The organism is Ruminococcus albus AD2013, assembly GCF_000526775.1.
Lineage (GTDB): Bacteria > Bacillota > Clostridia > Oscillospirales > Ruminococcaceae > Hominimerdicola > Hominimerdicola alba_A.
Genome location: NZ_JAGS01000001.1, coordinates 1,920,110 through 1,936,457, shown reverse-complemented (window position 1 = coordinate 1,936,457; position 16,348 = coordinate 1,920,110). Strand labels below are relative to the sequence as shown.

Sequence of the window (16,348 nt, the reverse complement as noted above, 5' to 3'; positions counted from 1 at the left end):
ACTATGAAAAACATATCGTTGAAGAGAAGTTCAATTATATTCAATCTGATCGAAGGCGTTATTGCGGTTATCGCCTTAACAATAAGCTATGCTTTTATTTTCGAGAAAAATAATCAAGACCATGACATTGGATTAGGTTTGTTTATTTCATTTGTGTGGATGTTAGTTTTACTGATACCGAATATTTATTACAAATTAATTGGAAAATTCCATATAAAAGATACTTTGTATTTTCAATTAGCTCCACTTGTTTTAGGTTCCGGAATATATATTATATTTCAATTAGTTCTGTATTGATTACTGACCTATCTTGGGAACACTTTTATAAAAGCAGGAGATAATGGAGAATTCGTGATTGCTGGTACTCAGGTGGTGATATAATGTGAAAATCGTTATCCGTATCGTGATCGCTTGCTATATTGTTATCCTAACGGTCTTTCAAGGACTATATATTTATTACGGCGGAAAACCTACGCTTTTTTGGGGTTCTGTGTTCTTGGAAATACTATCTGTTCTATCATTGCTTGGATCTGGAGCGGGGATCAGTCATTTTCTTTCTGTCAGGTGTATTGTTAAAAATGGGATAAGCACCAAAGCAGTAATAAAAGATCATCACGTTGAATGGAGTAAAATGAAAAATTATTATCCGATCATTCAGTTTCTTGATACCTCAAAGATCTCACATAAATATCAAAGCAAGGTCGGAATGACTATACTGCTCAGAAAATACAGAAAAGGCTCTAAAGTTAAAATATCATATCTCGAAAACGAACCGTGGAAATTCGTTATTGTTCCTGCATACTATTATCAATCGATAATGGAGATGATAATGATTACGTTTTTGGGGCTCCCGGCTGTGATCGGCTCTTTCATTTTAGTGAAGTGCTAGATACGATCTATCTTGTGAACCCTTTTATAAACCAAGTTTTAAACACCCACGTCTATACCGAAAGGAGAATAATAATGCTAGAGAAAAATGTACAGACTTTCATCGCCTGCGACTGCGAGTACGATGAAGCAAAGATAGTAATGTTCGGCGCACCCTTTGACAGCACAACTTCATTCCGCCCGGGAACGAGGTTTGCAAGCCAGGCAATGAGGAGCGAGAGCTTCGGCATCGAGACTTTCTCGGTATATCAGATGAAGGATATGCTGGATATAAAGGTATTCGACAGCGGCGACCTTGAACTGCCCTTCGGTTCTCCCGAAAGAGCGCTGGACGATATCAGGGAAAGGACTGCCACTATCCTTGGTGACGGCAAGATACCCTGCATGATAGGCGGCGAACATCTTGTGACCCTGGGGGCTGTACGTGCCTGCGCTGAGAAATATCCCGACCTGCATGTTATACAGTTCGATGCCCACGCCGACCTCCGCGAGGATTATCTGGGCGTTAAGCTTTCCCACGCCTGCGTTATGCGCCGCTGTCAGGAGATACTGGGCGACGGAAAAATATTCCAGTTCGGTATACGCAGTGCCGATAAGAGCGAAGTTGAATTCGTTATGCAGGAGCATACCTCCCTCAACCTTTTCGACTTCCGCACTCTCCGCGAAGTTGCGGGCTATCTCGGCAACGCACCTGTATATTTCACCCTTGATATGGACGTTCTCGACCCCTCGGAATTCCCCGGCACAGGCACTCCCGAAGCTGGCGGCGTGCATTTTGATGAACTGCTTGACGCTATCGAAGTCCTTTCCGAGCTGAATATTGTGGGCTTTGATATGAACGAGCTTTCCCCTGCCTACGACCCCAGCGGCAGAAGCACAGCTCTCGCCTGCAAGACCATGCGCGAAATGCTGCTGAGATTTCACAGGTAATATTTTCCTGCTTTCACTTCAGAACACCGCTTGACCGTCGGTATACTCGGGTGTCATTTTCCCCCGCCTGATGCAGGGGAAGATGACCAACAGCTATCCGCGGGATAACAAATCGCAACCGACCGTTGCGCCATTGCCTTTGCGTGACGGTTGACAGCGGGTGCTGTCTGTGTTATCATGAGTTTAAGGTCAGTACGGCAAAACTTTGGAGGGTGTATGGAATTTGAAAAAAAGCCCGAAACAAGCTGCCTTGTCAGGGACGAGGCAGAGAAAGTAAGCAGGGAGAAGGGCATACCGCCCGAGAGGTTCGGAGAGTTCGCAAAATCGGGCTGGAAGGACATCATCACAAAATTCTGCTATACATTCCTCGATATGAAAAAACAGCGCGGAAGCAGCCTTGCTTACAGCTGGCTGAATTTCAGGGAAGGACTTGCCCACAGTGAGCCCGTAAGATGCGGGGCTGACGAATTCGCCTATTTTGCGCGGGTACGTGAGCTTATCCCCGCAGAGGACAGGGACAAAAAGCTGTTCCTGATACTTTCACAGGGCTGGGTCTATGAGGGCTATGCCGAGGAGATATTCTCGCTTCTGCCCGAGCTTTTCTATCTTGAAGATGCTTACATACTTTCGCCTAAATTCAGGTGGGTGATATGCCACTGCGATGACGGCGAATGTGCCGTGTTTTCTGCCGTAAAGAACTGACCAAAAGGCAGTACCGCAAAGTTTTTGTGCAATACACACATCCGCAGCAGCGTATATTTATGAAAAACCACACCATAAATATTCTCCCCAAAAACGTATATATAATGTGAGCGGCAAAGCGCCGCGAACTAAAAATACTATCAGGGAGGGGACGGCTGTGAAACAGTCATGCGGTATCGCCTTAATAATTCTAACGGGGTGATATTATGGACAGAAAACTGATGATAAGCGCAGTTACAAAATTCCTGTTGGGACTGGTGATGCTGGGTCTGCTGATATTCCTGCCTGCGGGGACGATGGCTTTTGCTCAGGGCTGGATATTCATGGCAGTGCTTTTCGTGCCGATGTTTATCATCGGTGTGGTGCTTGCTTTGAAAAGTCCCGAACTGCTGAGAAAACGCCTTAACAGCAAGGAACAGGAGACCACCCAGAAAGGCGTGGTAATATCCAGTATGCTGATGTTCCTTGGCGGCTTCATCACGGCGGGGCTGAGTTTCCGCTTTGGCTGGCTGAGACTTCCCATGTGGGTCAGCGTTACTGCGGCGGTCATATTCCTCATCGGCTACGCCATGTATGCCGAAGTTCTCCGCGAGAACGAGTATCTCTCACGCACGGTGGAAGTTCAGGAGGAACAGAAAGTCATCGACACAGGGCTTTACGGTGTGATACGTCACCCCATGTACACTGCGACTATTCTGATGTTCTGCTCGGCACCCCTGGTGCTGGGCTCGGTGATATCCTTTGTGATATTCCTCGCTTACCCTGTTATAATAGTAACGAGGATAGGCAACGAGGAAAAAGTCCTTGAACAGGGGCTCAAAGGGTATACAGACTACAAGAAGAAAGTTAAGTACAGGCTGATGCCTTTTGTGTGGTGAATTACTATGAAAGAAAAAATAATTTCTGTTTTAAAAAAGATATATGTGCTGATGATAATACTGAGCATATTAGGTGCTGTTTATATTGTCAAGCATATCGTTCGAACCCCTCCTAATAAAGGAGATATCATGAAAATAGAATTCAGCGGTGCGCCCGAGGGAACTGTGTACGCAGATATTCTCGGTAAGATAGACCGCACTGATGAAAGCTATTCCGATTTCAATTTTATTCCGAATGAACCCCTTGCCGACCAAACTCTAGTCGTTGACAGGGTACCGATGGAAATAGATGAAAACAGCGAGATAGCTAGGTATAACGAGGACGGTTATATGTCACTGTCCATCCATTCAACAGATCTGGAATACTTCGATCTGGACGGAAGTGACAGTTATCGTCTTTATCTGAATTGTTCTGCTAAAAACTTATATAAAAAATACGGCAAGTTCAGGATCGCTTATGTAGGCGAACACGGTGAGGTGCTGGGTGTGACAAAGAAAACGTCAAACGCCTATGATATTCATGAAGGGTATGCTGTCAGCACTGACGGTAAGAAGGCAAAGTTTATTTACGATGATTTCTCACCATTGTATTATGTGTCATTTTACATTATTATCATCACGATAGCAGTAACGGTAATCGTTATACCTGTGATAATCATCGTGCATATCAATGATAAGATAAGCTGGAAGAGTTGGGTCAGAGAAGAGCTGAATAAAAATTCAGGCAGCGAGGACGATGCTGAAAAATGATATCCTGCAGGTTGTTCAGGCTACAAAAAAGAAAAGTACAGGCTTCTGCCGTTTATTTGGTAAACTGATATGAACAAGGAATGGTCCGATCTTAACAAGGCTATGCAGCAGTTGCTGAAAAAGCGAGATACTTTCAATGAGGGCATCGCCGCACTTTTCAGACTGCGTGACGAGCTTTATAATACAATGCTTTCTCTGCGGGAAGAACTTTCACGTGGGGACTTTGATGCCATGCCGTACCCAAAGGCTAAGGGCTATCATTGCAAGAACATCGCCTACTCACTGTGGCATATTTTCCGCATTGAGGATATTACGGCGAATACCCTTATCGCTGACAGGGAACAGGTGTTTTTCACAGGTGACTATCAGCGCCGTATCAACTCGCCTATCATCACCACAGGCAACGAACTTTCGGGCGACGAGATAGCCGGTTTCACGAAAGTGCTGGATATCGGAGCGCTTTACGAATACATCAGTGATGTAAAGCAAAGCACCGAGGATACCCTATTGGGTATGGATTTCGATAAGCTGAAAACAAAGATACCCACAGAACGCCGTGAAAAGCTTATATCCCTTGAAGTCGTCAGCCGAAGTGAGGACGCATTCTGGCTGGTGGACTACTGGTGCGGCAAGGATATCCGTGGGCTGATACAGATGCCCTTTTCCCGCCACCACATAATGCACACCGAAGCTATGCTGAGGATAAGGGACGGTCTGCCGCGGCGGACTTGATATGATAATACGCGGAGCACTCTCCGCTTTACCCAAATAAATTATTAAACCGAAAGGAAGATGTAAAATGTCAAGAGCTTTGATAATAGGTGCAGGAGGAGTAGCAGGTGTTGTTATACACAAGTGCTGCCAGAACAGCGAGGTGTTCACAGATATCTGTATCGCCAGCCGTACAAAGGCTAAGTGCGATAAGTTCAAGGAGGAGCTTCAGGGCAAGACCAAGACCAACATCACCACCGCACAGGTAAACGCTGATAACGTTCCCGAGCTGGTTGCACTGATGAAGGAGTACAAGCCCGATATCTGTATCAACGTGGCTCTCCCTTATCAGGATCTGCATATAATGGACGCTTGCCTTGAATGCAAGGTTGACTACCTTGATACCGCTAACTACGAGCCTGAGGATACCGCTAAGTTTGAATACAGCTGGCAGTGGGCTTACCGCGAGAGATTCGAGAAAGCAGGCATCACCGCTGTGCTGGGTTCGGGCTTCGACCCAGGTGTTACAGGCGTATTCTGCGCTTATGCCCAGAAGCACTACTTCGATGAGATAAACTATATCGATATCCTCGACTGCAACGGCGGCGACCACGGCTATCCCTTCGCTACAAACTTCAACCCCGAGATCAACATCCGTGAAGTAAGCGCAAAGGGCAGCTACATTCAGGACGGCAAGTGGGTAGAGACCGAGCCTATGGAGATCAAGAGAGTATACAACTTCGATCAGGTGGGCGAAAAGGATATGTACCTGCTCCACCACGAAGAGCTTGAATCCCTGGCACTGAATATCAAGGGCATTAAGAGGATACGTTTCTTCATGACCTTTGGTCAGAGCTACCTGACACACCTGAAGTGCCTGGAAAATGTTGGTATGACCTCCATCGAGCCTATCATGTACGAGGGCAAGGAGATAGTACCTCTCCAGTTCCTGAAAGCAGTTCTCCCCGACCCTGCAAGCCTTGGCCCCAGAACAAAGGGCAAGACCAACATCGGCTGTATCTTCCAGGGCAAGAAGGACGGCAAGGACAAGACCTACTATGTATACAACGTATGCGACCATCAGGAGTGCTACAAGGAAGTCGGATCACAGGCTATATCCTACACAACAGGCGTTCCTGCAATGATCGGTGCTATGATGGTGCTGACAGGCAAGTGGAAGAAACCCGGCGTATACAACGTCGAGGAATTCGATCCAGATCCTTTCATGGAAGCACTGAACAAGTGGGGTCTGCCCTGGACAGAGAATTTCAATCCTGTACTCGTTGATTAATTCATAATTGTTGGCAGGGCGGGAAGTATGCTGTTCTTAGGGTAGAATGCCAAGGACAAGAGCTTTGGCTCAAGCCTTTCGCGAAAGGCTTGCGGGAGTTTGAGGGCAGAGCCCTCAATCACCAAGGCGCAAAAGCGACTCGGCAACCGTGCCGTAAATAGAATCGCGAACTTCGACCCAAGGGCGCGGCAATAATATAATCATGGGCGTGGACACACAAACGTCCACGCCCAAACTTTCCGCGTCGATATATTGCCGCGCGTCTGCCAGCGAGGACAGCGAAGCGTCTCCGAGCGGTCGTCCATCACGCACTGATGATAAAAGCAGGAGTGCCCAAGATAGGGTCAGCGGCAGTTTTCCGCACGAAGATTTAAGGAGATAATACAGTATGACACTAAATGAAGAGGGACAAAAGGCTGTGGCACGTCCCAGGAAAAAAAGATATATAGTGGCTGCGATATTGCTTGGGCTTATCGCGGTCTATGCCATTCTGGGCGCGATATTCTGGAAGATAGGTATGCCCGCATTTATGTTTGGATATGAGAAAAACGACAAAGGCGGTATAACCATCACCGATTACCTCGGTCCTTATCTGCAAGTACATATACCCGACAAGATAGAGGGGCTTGAAGTAACCGAGATAGGTCATGGTTCTATCGGCTATGAACTTTTACCAAGATCTGACTTCGATGAATATATCTGTCAAAATATCCTTGAGGTAAGATTGCCTGATACAGTGGAAAAGATTGGCTATTATGCCTTTGGTAATTGTAAAAAACTTACTAATATAAATATACCAAGTTCACTGCGTGAATTAGAAACAGGTGCTTTTGCCATAACAAGAATAAAGGAGATCGAACTGCCGGAAGGAATGACCCAAATAGGTGACAGTGCATTTCTTTTTTCAGGTAATCTGAAAAAGATCACACTGCCTGACAGCATTGAGGAGATAGATACATGGGCTTTTCATTATTGCGTGAGTCTCAAAGAGATAAATGTGCCTGACGGACTGAAAAAAATCCATTCTAATGTGTTTGGACATACTGCGCTTACTGATGAGCAAAAACAGGCATTTTACGATAAGGCGGAAGAGGTCATAGAAGATTAACCTGTCGGGTGAGGTTGTCGCCCGATACCTGTATTTAACGGCATTGATTTCGGGAATACAGGTGCTATATAAGGAGGAAACAAAGTTGACATTTGAAACTATGGGCGACCGCAGTCATCCTGCGGTGCTGCTGATACACGGTATGCTTTGCAATGCTGAAAGCAGCAGGGCTTTCGGCAAATATCTGGCTGACGAATACTTCGTTATCATGCCGACACTGGACGGTCACGGTAACGACGGCACTGACCTTGTGTCTGCCGAGGAAGAAGCTGAAAAGATATTCGCATATCTGAAAGAGAATGGCATTGAGAAACTGGCGCTGTTACAGGGCAGTTCGATGGGTGCATCTATCGCGCTGGCAGTATATGAACTTCTGAATACCAAGGGTATGTTCGTGCAGAAGTGCTTTTTTGACGGCGGACCTTTCTTTGATTTCAGCCATGCTGTAAGGAAGATAATGTACAAGAGATTCAGCAAGCTTGTGAAGCTGTTCGATACCGATGACCCGAAGTCAGCCTGCGACAACATGATGAACAGCGGCTTGATGAAGTTCATAACCAAGGGCAAGACAGCTGATTTTGAGCCGATGATACGCGCTATCACGACTGAACGGAGAAGTTTTTCGGACACAACAGTTCGCGGTATGACGGAGATATGCTACCACTGCAAGCTCCCCCACTTCACCGAGGGCGAACAGCGCAGAATGATATTCTTCCATTCAAATGAGGAACCTGCAAAGAAATCCCGCGGCAGGATAATGAAAGCCTATCCGCTGGCTATCTTCCGCGGTATCAACGGCTACGGACACTGCGGTTTGCAGATACAGAAGCCCAAGGCTTATGCGGGACTTCTGAAAAAGGCAATGAAAGAGTGGATATAAAAACAGGAGGCGTTCGGCATGACACTTAATGAACTCGAGACCCGACAGGAAGTGCGTTTCCCCCAGGCTTTCCACAGGATATACGACAGCGGTGCTATGAAATGGCTGGAGCTTAGTCGGGCGGAGCTGAAAGCACGTATCAAGGAGTATGTCAGTGATACCACAGCATTTCTCATGCTGGACTGCGACTGCGAGATGTACCTTTTTGAGGAAGTACAGTCGGCGGCAGAGGAACTTGCACAGCTTTCACAGTGGCAGGAGGAGGACAAGAAACTCCGTATAAAGGACGGACTGCGGATATTACCTTTCGGTCACAGCGGCGGCGGGGACATCTACTGTCTGCTGTATACCCCCGAAAATGCTGAGCCTATGGTGATAAGGTACTTTCATGACAGCTACGAAGCGCCTCAGATCATGGGTCGGGACTTTGACGAGTTCGTATACATACAGCTTCTTCTGGCGGCGGAGAACGAGCAGGACGTTGAGGACGAGAATTTCCGCAATAATGCGGCGTATCTCAGCGAAAGGTACCGCCCGATGGTGGAGGGAAAATCTGCCGATGAACTGACCGATGCACTGTACGCCATGGTCTTTTCACCTGCGGATATATTTGAGCGCCTATGACAGTGGCACAGAAGAAAGACCTCGCCCTGCAGGTGATAGGTCGGCTTGAAAAACAGTACCCCGATGCGAAATGTTCGCTGGAATACTCACAGCCCCATGAACTGCTGATAGCAACGCGACTTTCGGCGCAGTGTACAGATGCGCGGGTGAACATAGTGACTAAGGAGCTGTTTGCGAAGTTCCATACCATCAACGAATTTGCAGATGCGGATATAGCTGACATCGAGGAGATAGTGAAGCCCTGCGGGCTTTACAAGACTAAAGCGAAATCCATAAAAGAGATGTGCATACAGCTTCGGGACGAGCACGGCGGGGTACTTCCCGACACGCTGGAGGGGCTGACGAAACTCAGCGGCATAGGGCGAAAGACGGCGAACCTCATCATGGGGGACATATACCACAAGCCTGCGGTGGTGACGGACACTCACTGCATACGCATAACAGGCAGACTGGGGCTTGTGAAGAACAAGGAGCCTGCAAAAGTGGAAGCGGAGCTGTGGAAGATACTCCCCCCCGATAAGAGCAACGACCTGTGCCACAGGCTGGTGCTTTTCGGCAGAGAGTTCTGCACGGCGAGAAGCCCGAAATGCGCGGGGTGTCCTCTTGGGGATATCTGCGTATCAAAAAGTGAATGAGAGCCCGATTTAAGGGCAGAATAATACCGAGGGTAGACCTCGGTATTTTTTTATGGGGGTGTTCACATGGACGAAAACAGACAACTTACCGAACTGCTGGGCAGGGACAGGGAGAGCAGGGATTTTTTCGCGAGCCTTTCGCCTGAGCTGAGAAAACTGCTGATGGCGCGGGATATCGGGAATTTTGAGACGCTGGAAAAGGCGGTAGTAGAATGCGGCGGGCAGACTTTCGCGGCAGAGGATATGACGGAGGGTCAGGCGGCATCAGCGACGGAAAGTACAGGGATATTTTCTCGGGGTGAGGATATATCCGAAAGAAAATGGCGGGAGCTTGGGGGCAGGTGAATACAGAAAAGCGGCATTCCCCATGCATGGAGAACGCCGCTTTCTGAAAATATATCAGGAGATCACTTTTTGTCTTTGGTTATCAGGGCTATGAGATCCCTTTTGGATATGGGCTTTGAAAAGAGGTAGCCCTGGGCGAAATCAACACCGAGGTCGCGGAGCATTTGCAGATGATGCTCTGTCTCAACGCCCTCGACGAGTATCTTGCGGCGCATCTGCTTTATCATGCGCACGCTGCTTTCGAGGATTATCTGACCCATCTGCCCTTTTTCGGCGCTCCAGAGTATGCTTTTGTCGATCTTTATCAGATCGAAATCAAGCCTGAATATCGACTGCATATTTGAATAGCCTGTGCCGTAATCGTCCATTGAAAAGCGGAAGCCCTGCCTTTTCAGGATACGCACAACACGGCTGAGGGCGCTGTAATCGCTGGCTGCTATTGACTCGGTTATCTCGAAGTTTATCATATTTTTGTCAACGCCTATGCTTTCGGCTACGCTGATGACATGCTCGGCAAAAGCAGGCTGCATACACTGGAGTACTGACAGGTTGACATTTATGCACTCCATGCCGTTTTCGGCGGGTATACCGCTTTTTATGAACTCACAGACCTCGTGAAAAACGTAGTCGTCAATATCATCGATAAGACCTATCTGCTCGGCGATGGGAATGAATTCATCGGGGAAAAGATTGCCCATCTCGGGGTCATGAAGACGTATCAGCGCTTCCGCACCGTGGAGGGAGCTGTCGGATACGTAATATGTGGGCTGGTAGAAGACCTCGAAATTATGCTGTTCAAGACCGCGCGATATGGCGCTTTCCACCGCTGCACGGCGCAGCAGGTAGTCAAGATCGGAGCCTTTGAGAATGTTTTTGTCCAGTTTTTTGGGCACAGGACTGTCTGCCATATACAGTGCATCGCTGACGCTGTGTATCCTTCCTGGAACGTCCGCCGCCATTATCAGGGCTTTCAGCGGTATATCGTTATCCCCTATCCTCCAGGGGTATTCAAACCTTTCCGAAATGGTATCGGCAAGCCATGTAACTTTTTCTTCATCAGTACCGATGAGGGTTATCATAAAGGTATCGGGATTTGAGCTGTAGATATAGTACCTCGGCACAAGAGAGCGGAGATACTCAGCCACCAGCTTGGAAAGGGCTTCGGTATTATCCAGACCCGTGGTACGCTTGATGATCTCGGTATTGGTGATCTTAACACACAACAGATAAAGGCTTCTGCCGCTGACGATATAGGTATGCATATCGGATTTGATCGCACGGCGGTTATATATGCCCATGCCGGCGTCCATGCGGTCATCTTCGATCTCGATGGCGATCATCACACCCAGAAGACCAATAACTTCGGATATAAGCTCGGAACGTATATCGTAGTTCAACAGCTGTACGACTATACCCAGTATCCCCACTGTGAAAAAATATATCAGCGCGGCGCGGCGTTTGCGGTTCAGGGCTTTCCATGAGAAAAGCAGAATGAATATCGCCATAGCCATATACAGCCCGCTGAGGACGTATATCACCATAAGCCCCCAGCTTCGGTGGTAGACCATATCGCGGTCGTAGTAGTACATCCACTTTGTCGCAGGGTTGAGCAGGACTATCGCTTCTATCAAAAATGCGGGTATCGTCAGCAGGATATAGCGTTTTTGCTTGCCGCTGAAATTCGCACCGCAGACCGAAAGCACGTAGAACAGGAATATAGCGGGCAATATCGAATGCAGCAGGAAGTAAGAGAAATGCCCCACCCTGACCGCCATAGCCGCGGCAGGCGATACAGCCGCCCGCTGGTGATTACAGGCTGCGAGTATTTCAGAGATACAGTTGATATCGAGTATCACCAGCATAGCCAGGTACAATTTATTCTGATGTTTATCGGTACGTCGGTTCAGCAGGGTAAAAAGTATGCCTGTTGAGCCTATCAGCATAGAAGCGGCATACATCACAATTTTTGATATCGTAATCGATGACATATTCTCCCTCCTTTACGGCAGGATAATGGTTTGCAATTTATATACAATTATAACATATTTTGCTTTAAAATTCAAGAAGAAAAACATATCATTGTGAATTTTGTACTAATAAAGATGTTAAAATTTAACATACTACGACAGAGCTAACACGAAGTTGGGTAAGTATGCCAAGGAAGAGAGCTTTGGCTCAAGCCTTTCGCGAAAGGCTTGCGGGAGTTTGAGGGCAGAGCCCTCAACTCAAGGCGCAAAAGTGACGCGGCAACCAAGCCATAAATAGCACAGCAAACTCCCGACCAAAAAGGCGCGGCAATAAAAGCATCGAGCGTGGACAAAACAAACATCCCCGCTCTTACTATGTGCGGATATATTGCCGCGCCCGAAATCAACGGCGACAGCTCGTTGATTTCTCGACCCGAGGTCGCTGCCGACGCAGTCGCAGCTGAGGGGCGAAACCTCGCAAACTAATGTCCCAAAACCAAACCATCGATCAGCCCGGAAAACTCCGCACAGCGAGCATAAAAAACAGGCAGGACGATAGCATCACCGCCCTGCCTTAATTATAGATCAAAGATCATTATTCCGCTGCATATATAACGAAGCCGCCGTCAGCAGGAGAATATCTCACACTTACTACCTGTCCCGATGCAAATCTCTTGCTGGGAGTGTTTCTTATCACCGAGTTCTCTCCGAGATAGCTTATCCATTTCTCGGCTGTTTCAACACTACCGCCCTTGAATGAATTAATGAGATATTCTGTCATGCTCTCAACCGTTAATTCGTCAAATGACGGAGCATTTACATAGAACGATGAATCGTGATACATATGATCTGCAGCATCATATTTAAAGGTGCCATTTCCAAAAATGTTTATACCATCACCTGTATCTACTACATTGTATCCCACCAGCAGCTTATCGCCGGCGCTGTAAAGGTCGGGATCCTCCATCTCATACTCTTTTTCTGCATAGGCACCGCCATCTGAATATTCAGCCTTGCGGGGTACAGGTATTATAACGATCATTTCGCCGTTTGCAGGATCATAATCCTTCGACTGAGAAAGATCATTCAGATATTCCTCACCCTTGAAGCAGGTGCCGTCAAGTCTCAAAGTGCATCTGTAATAAAGTCTGCCCATATTGTCAAGTTCGCTTTCGCTGTAATCTTTGAGAGGTTTGAATTCGTTTTTTCTTGTACGGCCGTATATCTCCTTAGAGGTTATGGTACCCTCGCAGAGTATCGTTGTATTGTTGACCAGTTCTGTCAGTTCAAAACTAACATACTCATCATCATCAAGGATGTAACCACCTTCATAATTAACTGCGTGTGCGTGTCCGCCCATGTCATTTTCATCGCTGATCTCTTCATTCACATCATCAGGATTCCTTGCGTGCGCGTGTCCGCCCATGTCATTTTCATCGCTGATATCTTCGCTCACATCATCAGGATTTCTTGCGTGTGCATGACCGCCTTTGTCCTCTTCTTCACTTGTTCCGTTTACGGGCTTGCTGTCAGCGGAATTGTCAGACTTTTCAGACGAATTTTTGTCTTTCTTTTCAGACAAGCTGTCTGTTTCGGATATTATCTCTTCTTCATCTGAGTTGCTTTCTTCATCGGTCACGCCGCTGTCAGCAGGTACAGGTATCTTAGGCTTTGAAGTCTGTGCGATCTGTATCTTAGAATTGTTATCTTCATCTGTACCGATCTTTCCGCCGACCAGTGTATTTACTGCAAAAGTGCTTGCTGCCACTATCGCCAGACAAGCTGCTATCACAGCACCTCTGCGGAAGTGTATTACCTTACCTGTTTCTGTTATACGGTCTATCTTGTTATCTGCATTAATTCTATTCATAGTGATAAGTCCTTTCTTGTCAGGTGCAGGATCTTGCTGTTCAAGCCCTGCTTTCTTCAACGTAGAGGAAAGAATGCGGTCAACGGTATCATTTGAGACTTCATCCTCACCGAAACGTTCAAGATCAGCCTTGAAATCTTCCGCATCGGAGATCTCCCACTTATCCATAAGTCGTTTCAGCTTTTTGTCCATCATTGACCCTCCTCCAGTATCTTTTTAAGCTTTTTTAATCCTCGTGAGATCCGCTTGTCTATAGTATTATGTCTCATGCCCATTTCTTTTGCTATCGAGCGGCTGTCCTGTCCGAAAAAGTATTTGCGTATAAATATCTCCTCATCGGGCTGCCCCAGCCTGTGCATTGCTTCGTTCAGATATTCACGGTCATCATTCCGCTGTTCCTCAGCAGGAAACTCTGCCAGTTCATCTATAGGGATATCGTCCCTGTGCTTCAGCGCTTTTTCATATACATCCGCACATCTGCGTCTTGACATCACTGCAAGCAATGCTTTCACAGATCCGATCTCGTTTTTATTCTCCGTGACATATCTGTAAAACATCATGAATACATCACTGACAGTTTCTTCAAGATCTTCCTTAGTGCATATCCCGTCCAGTTTAGTCCGAACTATCTTCATTATATAAGGAGTATATTGCCGCACTGCCTGTTCAAGCCCTCGCCTCGGGTCTTCAGACAGCAAGGTTATCAATTCTTTTTCGGTCATATCAAAACCTCACTTTGAAACGTTTCATCTATCAAGTCGGGAAATATTTTTAAAATCTGACGCAATGACAAAAATTTTATTGTAAATAAATTATGAACGTCATTTCCAGATCATCACCGCGATCTGAACCCATACAAGTGCCGCGCGATCCAAAAAGAGCGTGGACGTTTGATTGCCCACGCTCGGAATGTCTTTATTGCCGCGCCTTTTTTTGAGGTCGGAAGTTTGCTGTGCTATTTATGGCTTTGTTTCCGCGTCGCTTTTGTGCCTTGACCGAGAAGCTCTGCCTCTCAACAGTCAGCTTTGCTGACTGTGGCTCCCCGCAAGCCTTTCGCGAAAGGCTTGCGCCAAAGCTCCTCTCCTTGGCATTCTATCCGCAGGAGTGCATTCACACATCTTCCTGTATCTTCTCATACTCCAGTCCGCCGTCAACAATGACCCGCTTGATACACTCCGCTGTCCGCTTATAGACATCATACGCCCTGCCAAAACTATCCAGCGCAGATTCCCTGTCGCCGCCGCGCAAAGCGTCTACTGTATCATAACACAAGGTATACAATTCATACATCGAAAGCGTTCCGGTTACCGATTTCATCGAATGTACCGCACGCATGACACCCTCATCATCGCCGCTTTCCATGCACCGCTTAGCCTCATCGAAAGTGTTCTCTGTCAGAAAATTCACCAGCAGCCCACAATACAGCAGTTCTTCCCCCATGAATTTTTCCAGTCCGTCTTCATAGTCGATACCGCACTTGATAAGCTTCTGCATATCATCTTCTGCCATAGATAACACCTCCTTCTGATGGCTCTTTAGTATATTATACACCATCAGTTCATAAATTTCAATAGTTTATTAATATTTCTGTAAAATGTACAATTGACACTCAATATTAATCACACTATTTATATACTATACCCCCGCCCACAAAAAATATTACTATTAATCAATATTAACTTAACAAGAGTACCAATTTACTCTGCGATAAGTTTTGTAAACATATTGAAATACATATGGCAGACATATAAAAGTTTCCGACATAAACAGCCAAAACACCGCAAAATCTGATAAACCGTTTCGACAAAAAAATATCCGAAATTACCCGAAAATTGGTAAAACCAATAATACTTGCCTATAAAGATTGACTTTGACAATTTTTGGTGATATAATTCAAATTGTTAAATTAGCTTAAAATTCATTTTTCTACGAAAGGAAAGAACCTAAAATGAAAACAAAAATACTTACAGCCGCAGTCATCGCGGCTATGCTGACCCTCACCGCCTGCGGCGATGCTGACACAAAGACTTCTTCCGAAAGTAAGGCAGATACTACAACAACTGCCGCTACCGAGCCCGCTCTCACTGAGGAAATAACCACACAGGACACCACTGCCCCCGTCACTGAGGAAACGACTACTTCAGTCACCACACTCCCACCTGTCACCGAGGCAACTACCACCACAACTACCGAACCCGAACCTGTCGTTCCCACCGAACTCAGCGATAAGTACGCCGACCTTGATAACAGAAGCTTCAAGTACAACGGCAAGATCATGACCCTCGGCGCTTCCACCCTGCAGGATTTCGTTGATGCAGGCGCTGAATTAGATGAATGGTCAAGCATCTCTCATGCCGGAAAGAATTTTGAAGTTCAGTTCGACGACCACTTCAGTGGTCAGTTTCCTTATGGGTGCGCTATTTATTATTTAGATGAAATGGTTAGTCCTGGAGTAGATCTGTACTTTATAACTCCTCACGATTCTCCATGTAAACTCAAAGAATGCATCCTTGCTAAAATTTCTGTTGATGTCGATAGAATATTAACGCCCGGACCTGACAACAACGTTTCCGAAAACCTTGAGTTTGCTTTCGACCGTTCCCTCACCTATGATGCACTTGTAGAAAACAGCGGTGAGCCTAATTATGAAGATCATGGATATAATTATACTGTCGTATCCGAAAAAACACCTGAATATGACAGCGGATATCGTTTCAGTTTCGATAGTGATGGTCTTTCACGCCTTGAAATGACTTGGATACCCTGACC

Annotated in this window: 19 protein-coding genes; 15 read left to right on the top strand and 4 right to left on the bottom strand. The window is 46.6% G+C overall.

Annotation, left to right across the window (positions count from 1 at the left end):
• Positions 1–3 precede the first annotated feature (3 nt).
• The 13 genes from N773_RS0108515 to N773_RS0108450 all read left to right on the top strand — a co-directional run bounded on the left by N773_RS0108515 (position 4) and on the right by N773_RS0108450 (position 9,742).
• Positions 4–297: a hypothetical protein gene (locus tag N773_RS0108515; RefSeq protein WP_024857398.1), complete on the top strand. Its 294-nt coding sequence runs from the start codon at positions 4–6 to the stop codon at positions 295–297.
• A gap of 85 nt (positions 298–382) precedes the next feature.
• Positions 383–889, top strand: a complete 507-nt coding sequence (locus N773_RS0108510; protein WP_024857397.1) for a DUF3592 domain-containing protein — start codon at positions 383–385, stop codon at positions 887–889.
• Between the two features lie 74 nt (positions 890–963).
• The gene (speB, locus tag N773_RS0108505) at positions 964–1,818 is read left to right on the top strand and encodes an agmatinase (protein WP_024857396.1); all 855 of its coding nucleotides are present in this window, start codon (positions 964–966) and stop codon (positions 1,816–1,818) included.
• Between the two features lie 216 nt (positions 1,819–2,034).
• Entirely contained in the window at positions 2,035–2,520 is a 486-nt protein-coding gene (locus tag N773_RS0108500) for a DUF6756 family protein (protein WP_024857395.1), read from the top strand.
• 206 nt (positions 2,521–2,726) lie between these two features.
• Positions 2,727–3,398 carry a methyltransferase family protein gene (locus N773_RS0108495; RefSeq protein ID WP_024857394.1) on the top strand — a complete coding sequence of 224 codons (672 nt, stop codon included), beginning with the start codon at positions 2,727–2,729 and terminating at the stop codon, positions 3,396–3,398.
• 129 nt (positions 3,399–3,527) lie between these two features.
• Positions 3,528–4,148, top strand: coding sequence for a hypothetical protein (locus N773_RS21210; RefSeq protein ID WP_155250871.1), 621 nt, complete (start codon positions 3,528–3,530; stop codon positions 4,146–4,148).
• Positions 4,149–4,217: 69 nt separating this feature from the next.
• Positions 4,218–4,880: a hypothetical protein gene (locus N773_RS0108480; RefSeq protein WP_024857392.1), complete on the top strand. Its 663-nt coding sequence runs from the start codon at positions 4,218–4,220 to the stop codon at positions 4,878–4,880.
• Positions 4,881–4,947: 67 nt separating this feature from the next.
• Positions 4,948–6,150, top strand: a complete 1,203-nt coding sequence (locus N773_RS0108475; protein WP_024857391.1) for a saccharopine dehydrogenase family protein — start codon at positions 4,948–4,950, stop codon at positions 6,148–6,150.
• Between the two features lie 388 nt (positions 6,151–6,538).
• Positions 6,539–7,258 carry a leucine-rich repeat domain-containing protein gene (locus N773_RS0108470; protein WP_024857390.1) on the top strand — a complete coding sequence of 240 codons (720 nt, stop codon included), beginning with the start codon at positions 6,539–6,541 and terminating at the stop codon, positions 7,256–7,258.
• An 85-nt stretch (positions 7,259–7,343) separates the two neighbouring features.
• Positions 7,344–8,138 (top strand): alpha/beta hydrolase, encoded by a 795-nt coding sequence (locus N773_RS0108465; protein ID WP_024857389.1) that lies wholly within the window; start codon positions 7,344–7,346, stop codon positions 8,136–8,138.
• Between the two features lie 18 nt (positions 8,139–8,156).
• Positions 8,157–8,762, top strand: coding sequence for an SMI1/KNR4 family protein (locus N773_RS0108460; protein WP_024857388.1), 606 nt, complete (start codon positions 8,157–8,159; stop codon positions 8,760–8,762).
• Complete coding sequence (gene nth / locus N773_RS0108455) at positions 8,759–9,397, top strand: endonuclease III (protein WP_024857387.1); 639 nt, start codon at positions 8,759–8,761, stop codon at positions 9,395–9,397. The genes N773_RS0108460 and nth overlap by 4 nt, the downstream gene beginning before the upstream one ends.
• A gap of 66 nt (positions 9,398–9,463) precedes the next feature.
• Positions 9,464–9,742 (top strand): hypothetical protein, encoded by a 279-nt coding sequence (locus N773_RS0108450; protein WP_024857386.1) that lies wholly within the window; start codon positions 9,464–9,466, stop codon positions 9,740–9,742.
• Positions 9,743–9,804: 62 nt separating this feature from the next.
• Here N773_RS0108450 and N773_RS0108445 read toward each other — a convergent pair whose 3' ends face one another.
• Positions 9,805–11,730, bottom strand: coding sequence for an EAL domain-containing protein (locus N773_RS0108445; RefSeq protein ID WP_024857385.1), 1,926 nt, complete (start codon positions 11,728–11,730; stop codon positions 9,805–9,807).
• A gap of 324 nt (positions 11,731–12,054) precedes the next feature.
• On the opposite strand from N773_RS0108445, the gene N773_RS22575 reads away from it, so the two are divergent.
• Positions 12,055–12,195 (top strand): hypothetical protein, encoded by a 141-nt coding sequence (locus N773_RS22575; protein WP_196231615.1) that lies wholly within the window; start codon positions 12,055–12,057, stop codon positions 12,193–12,195.
• Positions 12,196–12,304: 109 nt separating this feature from the next.
• On the opposite strand, the gene N773_RS0108440 is transcribed toward N773_RS22575, so the two are convergent.
• From N773_RS0108440 to N773_RS0108430, 3 genes are all read right to left on the bottom strand, one after another.
• Positions 12,305–13,774 (bottom strand): hypothetical protein, encoded by a 1,470-nt coding sequence (locus N773_RS0108440; RefSeq protein ID WP_155250870.1) that lies wholly within the window; start codon positions 13,772–13,774, stop codon positions 12,305–12,307.
• Positions 13,771–14,301, bottom strand: a complete 531-nt coding sequence (locus N773_RS0108435) for a sigma-70 family RNA polymerase sigma factor (protein WP_024857383.1) — start codon at positions 14,299–14,301, stop codon at positions 13,771–13,773. The genes N773_RS0108440 and N773_RS0108435 overlap by 4 nt, the downstream gene beginning before the upstream one ends.
• A 388-nt stretch (positions 14,302–14,689) precedes the next feature.
• Positions 14,690–15,088, bottom strand: a complete 399-nt coding sequence (locus N773_RS0108430; protein ID WP_024857382.1) for an Hpt domain-containing protein — start codon at positions 15,086–15,088, stop codon at positions 14,690–14,692.
• 439 nt (positions 15,089–15,527) lie between these two features.
• Here N773_RS0108430 and N773_RS0108425 point away from each other — a divergent pair, with 439 nt between their 5' ends.
• The gene (locus N773_RS0108425; RefSeq protein ID WP_024857381.1) at positions 15,528–16,346 is read left to right on the top strand and encodes a hypothetical protein; all 819 of its coding nucleotides are present in this window, start codon (positions 15,528–15,530) and stop codon (positions 16,344–16,346) included.
• The last annotated feature ends 2 nt before the right edge of the window (positions 16,347–16,348 follow it).

Excerpts from the sequence above, each read along its gene's own strand:
- N773_RS0108460 (WP_024857388.1), top strand. The coding sequence starts at position 8,157 with ATGACACTTAATGAACTCGAGACCCGACAGGAAGTGCGTTTCCCCCAG.
- N773_RS0108500 (WP_024857395.1), top strand. The coding sequence starts at position 2,035 with ATGGAATTTGAAAAAAAGCCCGAAACAAGCTGCCTTGTCAGGGACGAG.
- N773_RS0108480 (WP_024857392.1), top strand. The coding sequence starts at position 4,218 with ATGAACAAGGAATGGTCCGATCTTAACAAGGCTATGCAGCAGTTGCTG.
- N773_RS0108470 (WP_024857390.1), top strand. The coding sequence starts at position 6,539 with ATGACACTAAATGAAGAGGGACAAAAGGCTGTGGCACGTCCCAGGAAA.
- N773_RS0108425 (WP_024857381.1), top strand. The coding sequence starts at position 15,528 with ATGAAAACAAAAATACTTACAGCCGCAGTCATCGCGGCTATGCTGACC.
- N773_RS21210 (WP_155250871.1), top strand. The coding sequence starts at position 3,528 with ATGAAAATAGAATTCAGCGGTGCGCCCGAGGGAACTGTGTACGCAGAT.
- N773_RS0108440 (WP_155250870.1), bottom strand. The coding sequence starts at position 13,774 with ATGATGGACAAAAAGCTGAAACGACTTATGGATAAGTGGGAGATCTCC.
- N773_RS0108450 (WP_024857386.1), top strand. The coding sequence starts at position 9,464 with ATGGACGAAAACAGACAACTTACCGAACTGCTGGGCAGGGACAGGGAG.
- N773_RS0108445 (WP_024857385.1), bottom strand. The coding sequence starts at position 11,730 with ATGTCATCGATTACGATATCAAAAATTGTGATGTATGCCGCTTCTATG.
- speB (WP_024857396.1), top strand. The coding sequence starts at position 964 with ATGCTAGAGAAAAATGTACAGACTTTCATCGCCTGCGACTGCGAGTAC.
- nth (WP_024857387.1), top strand. The coding sequence starts at position 8,759 with ATGACAGTGGCACAGAAGAAAGACCTCGCCCTGCAGGTGATAGGTCGG.
- N773_RS0108475 (WP_024857391.1), top strand. The coding sequence starts at position 4,948 with ATGTCAAGAGCTTTGATAATAGGTGCAGGAGGAGTAGCAGGTGTTGTT.
- N773_RS0108495 (WP_024857394.1), top strand. The coding sequence starts at position 2,727 with ATGGACAGAAAACTGATGATAAGCGCAGTTACAAAATTCCTGTTGGGA.
- N773_RS0108435 (WP_024857383.1), bottom strand. The coding sequence starts at position 14,301 with ATGACCGAAAAAGAATTGATAACCTTGCTGTCTGAAGACCCGAGGCGA.
- N773_RS0108430 (WP_024857382.1), bottom strand. The coding sequence starts at position 15,088 with ATGGCAGAAGATGATATGCAGAAGCTTATCAAGTGCGGTATCGACTAT.
- N773_RS0108515 (WP_024857398.1), top strand. The coding sequence starts at position 4 with ATGAAAAACATATCGTTGAAGAGAAGTTCAATTATATTCAATCTGATC.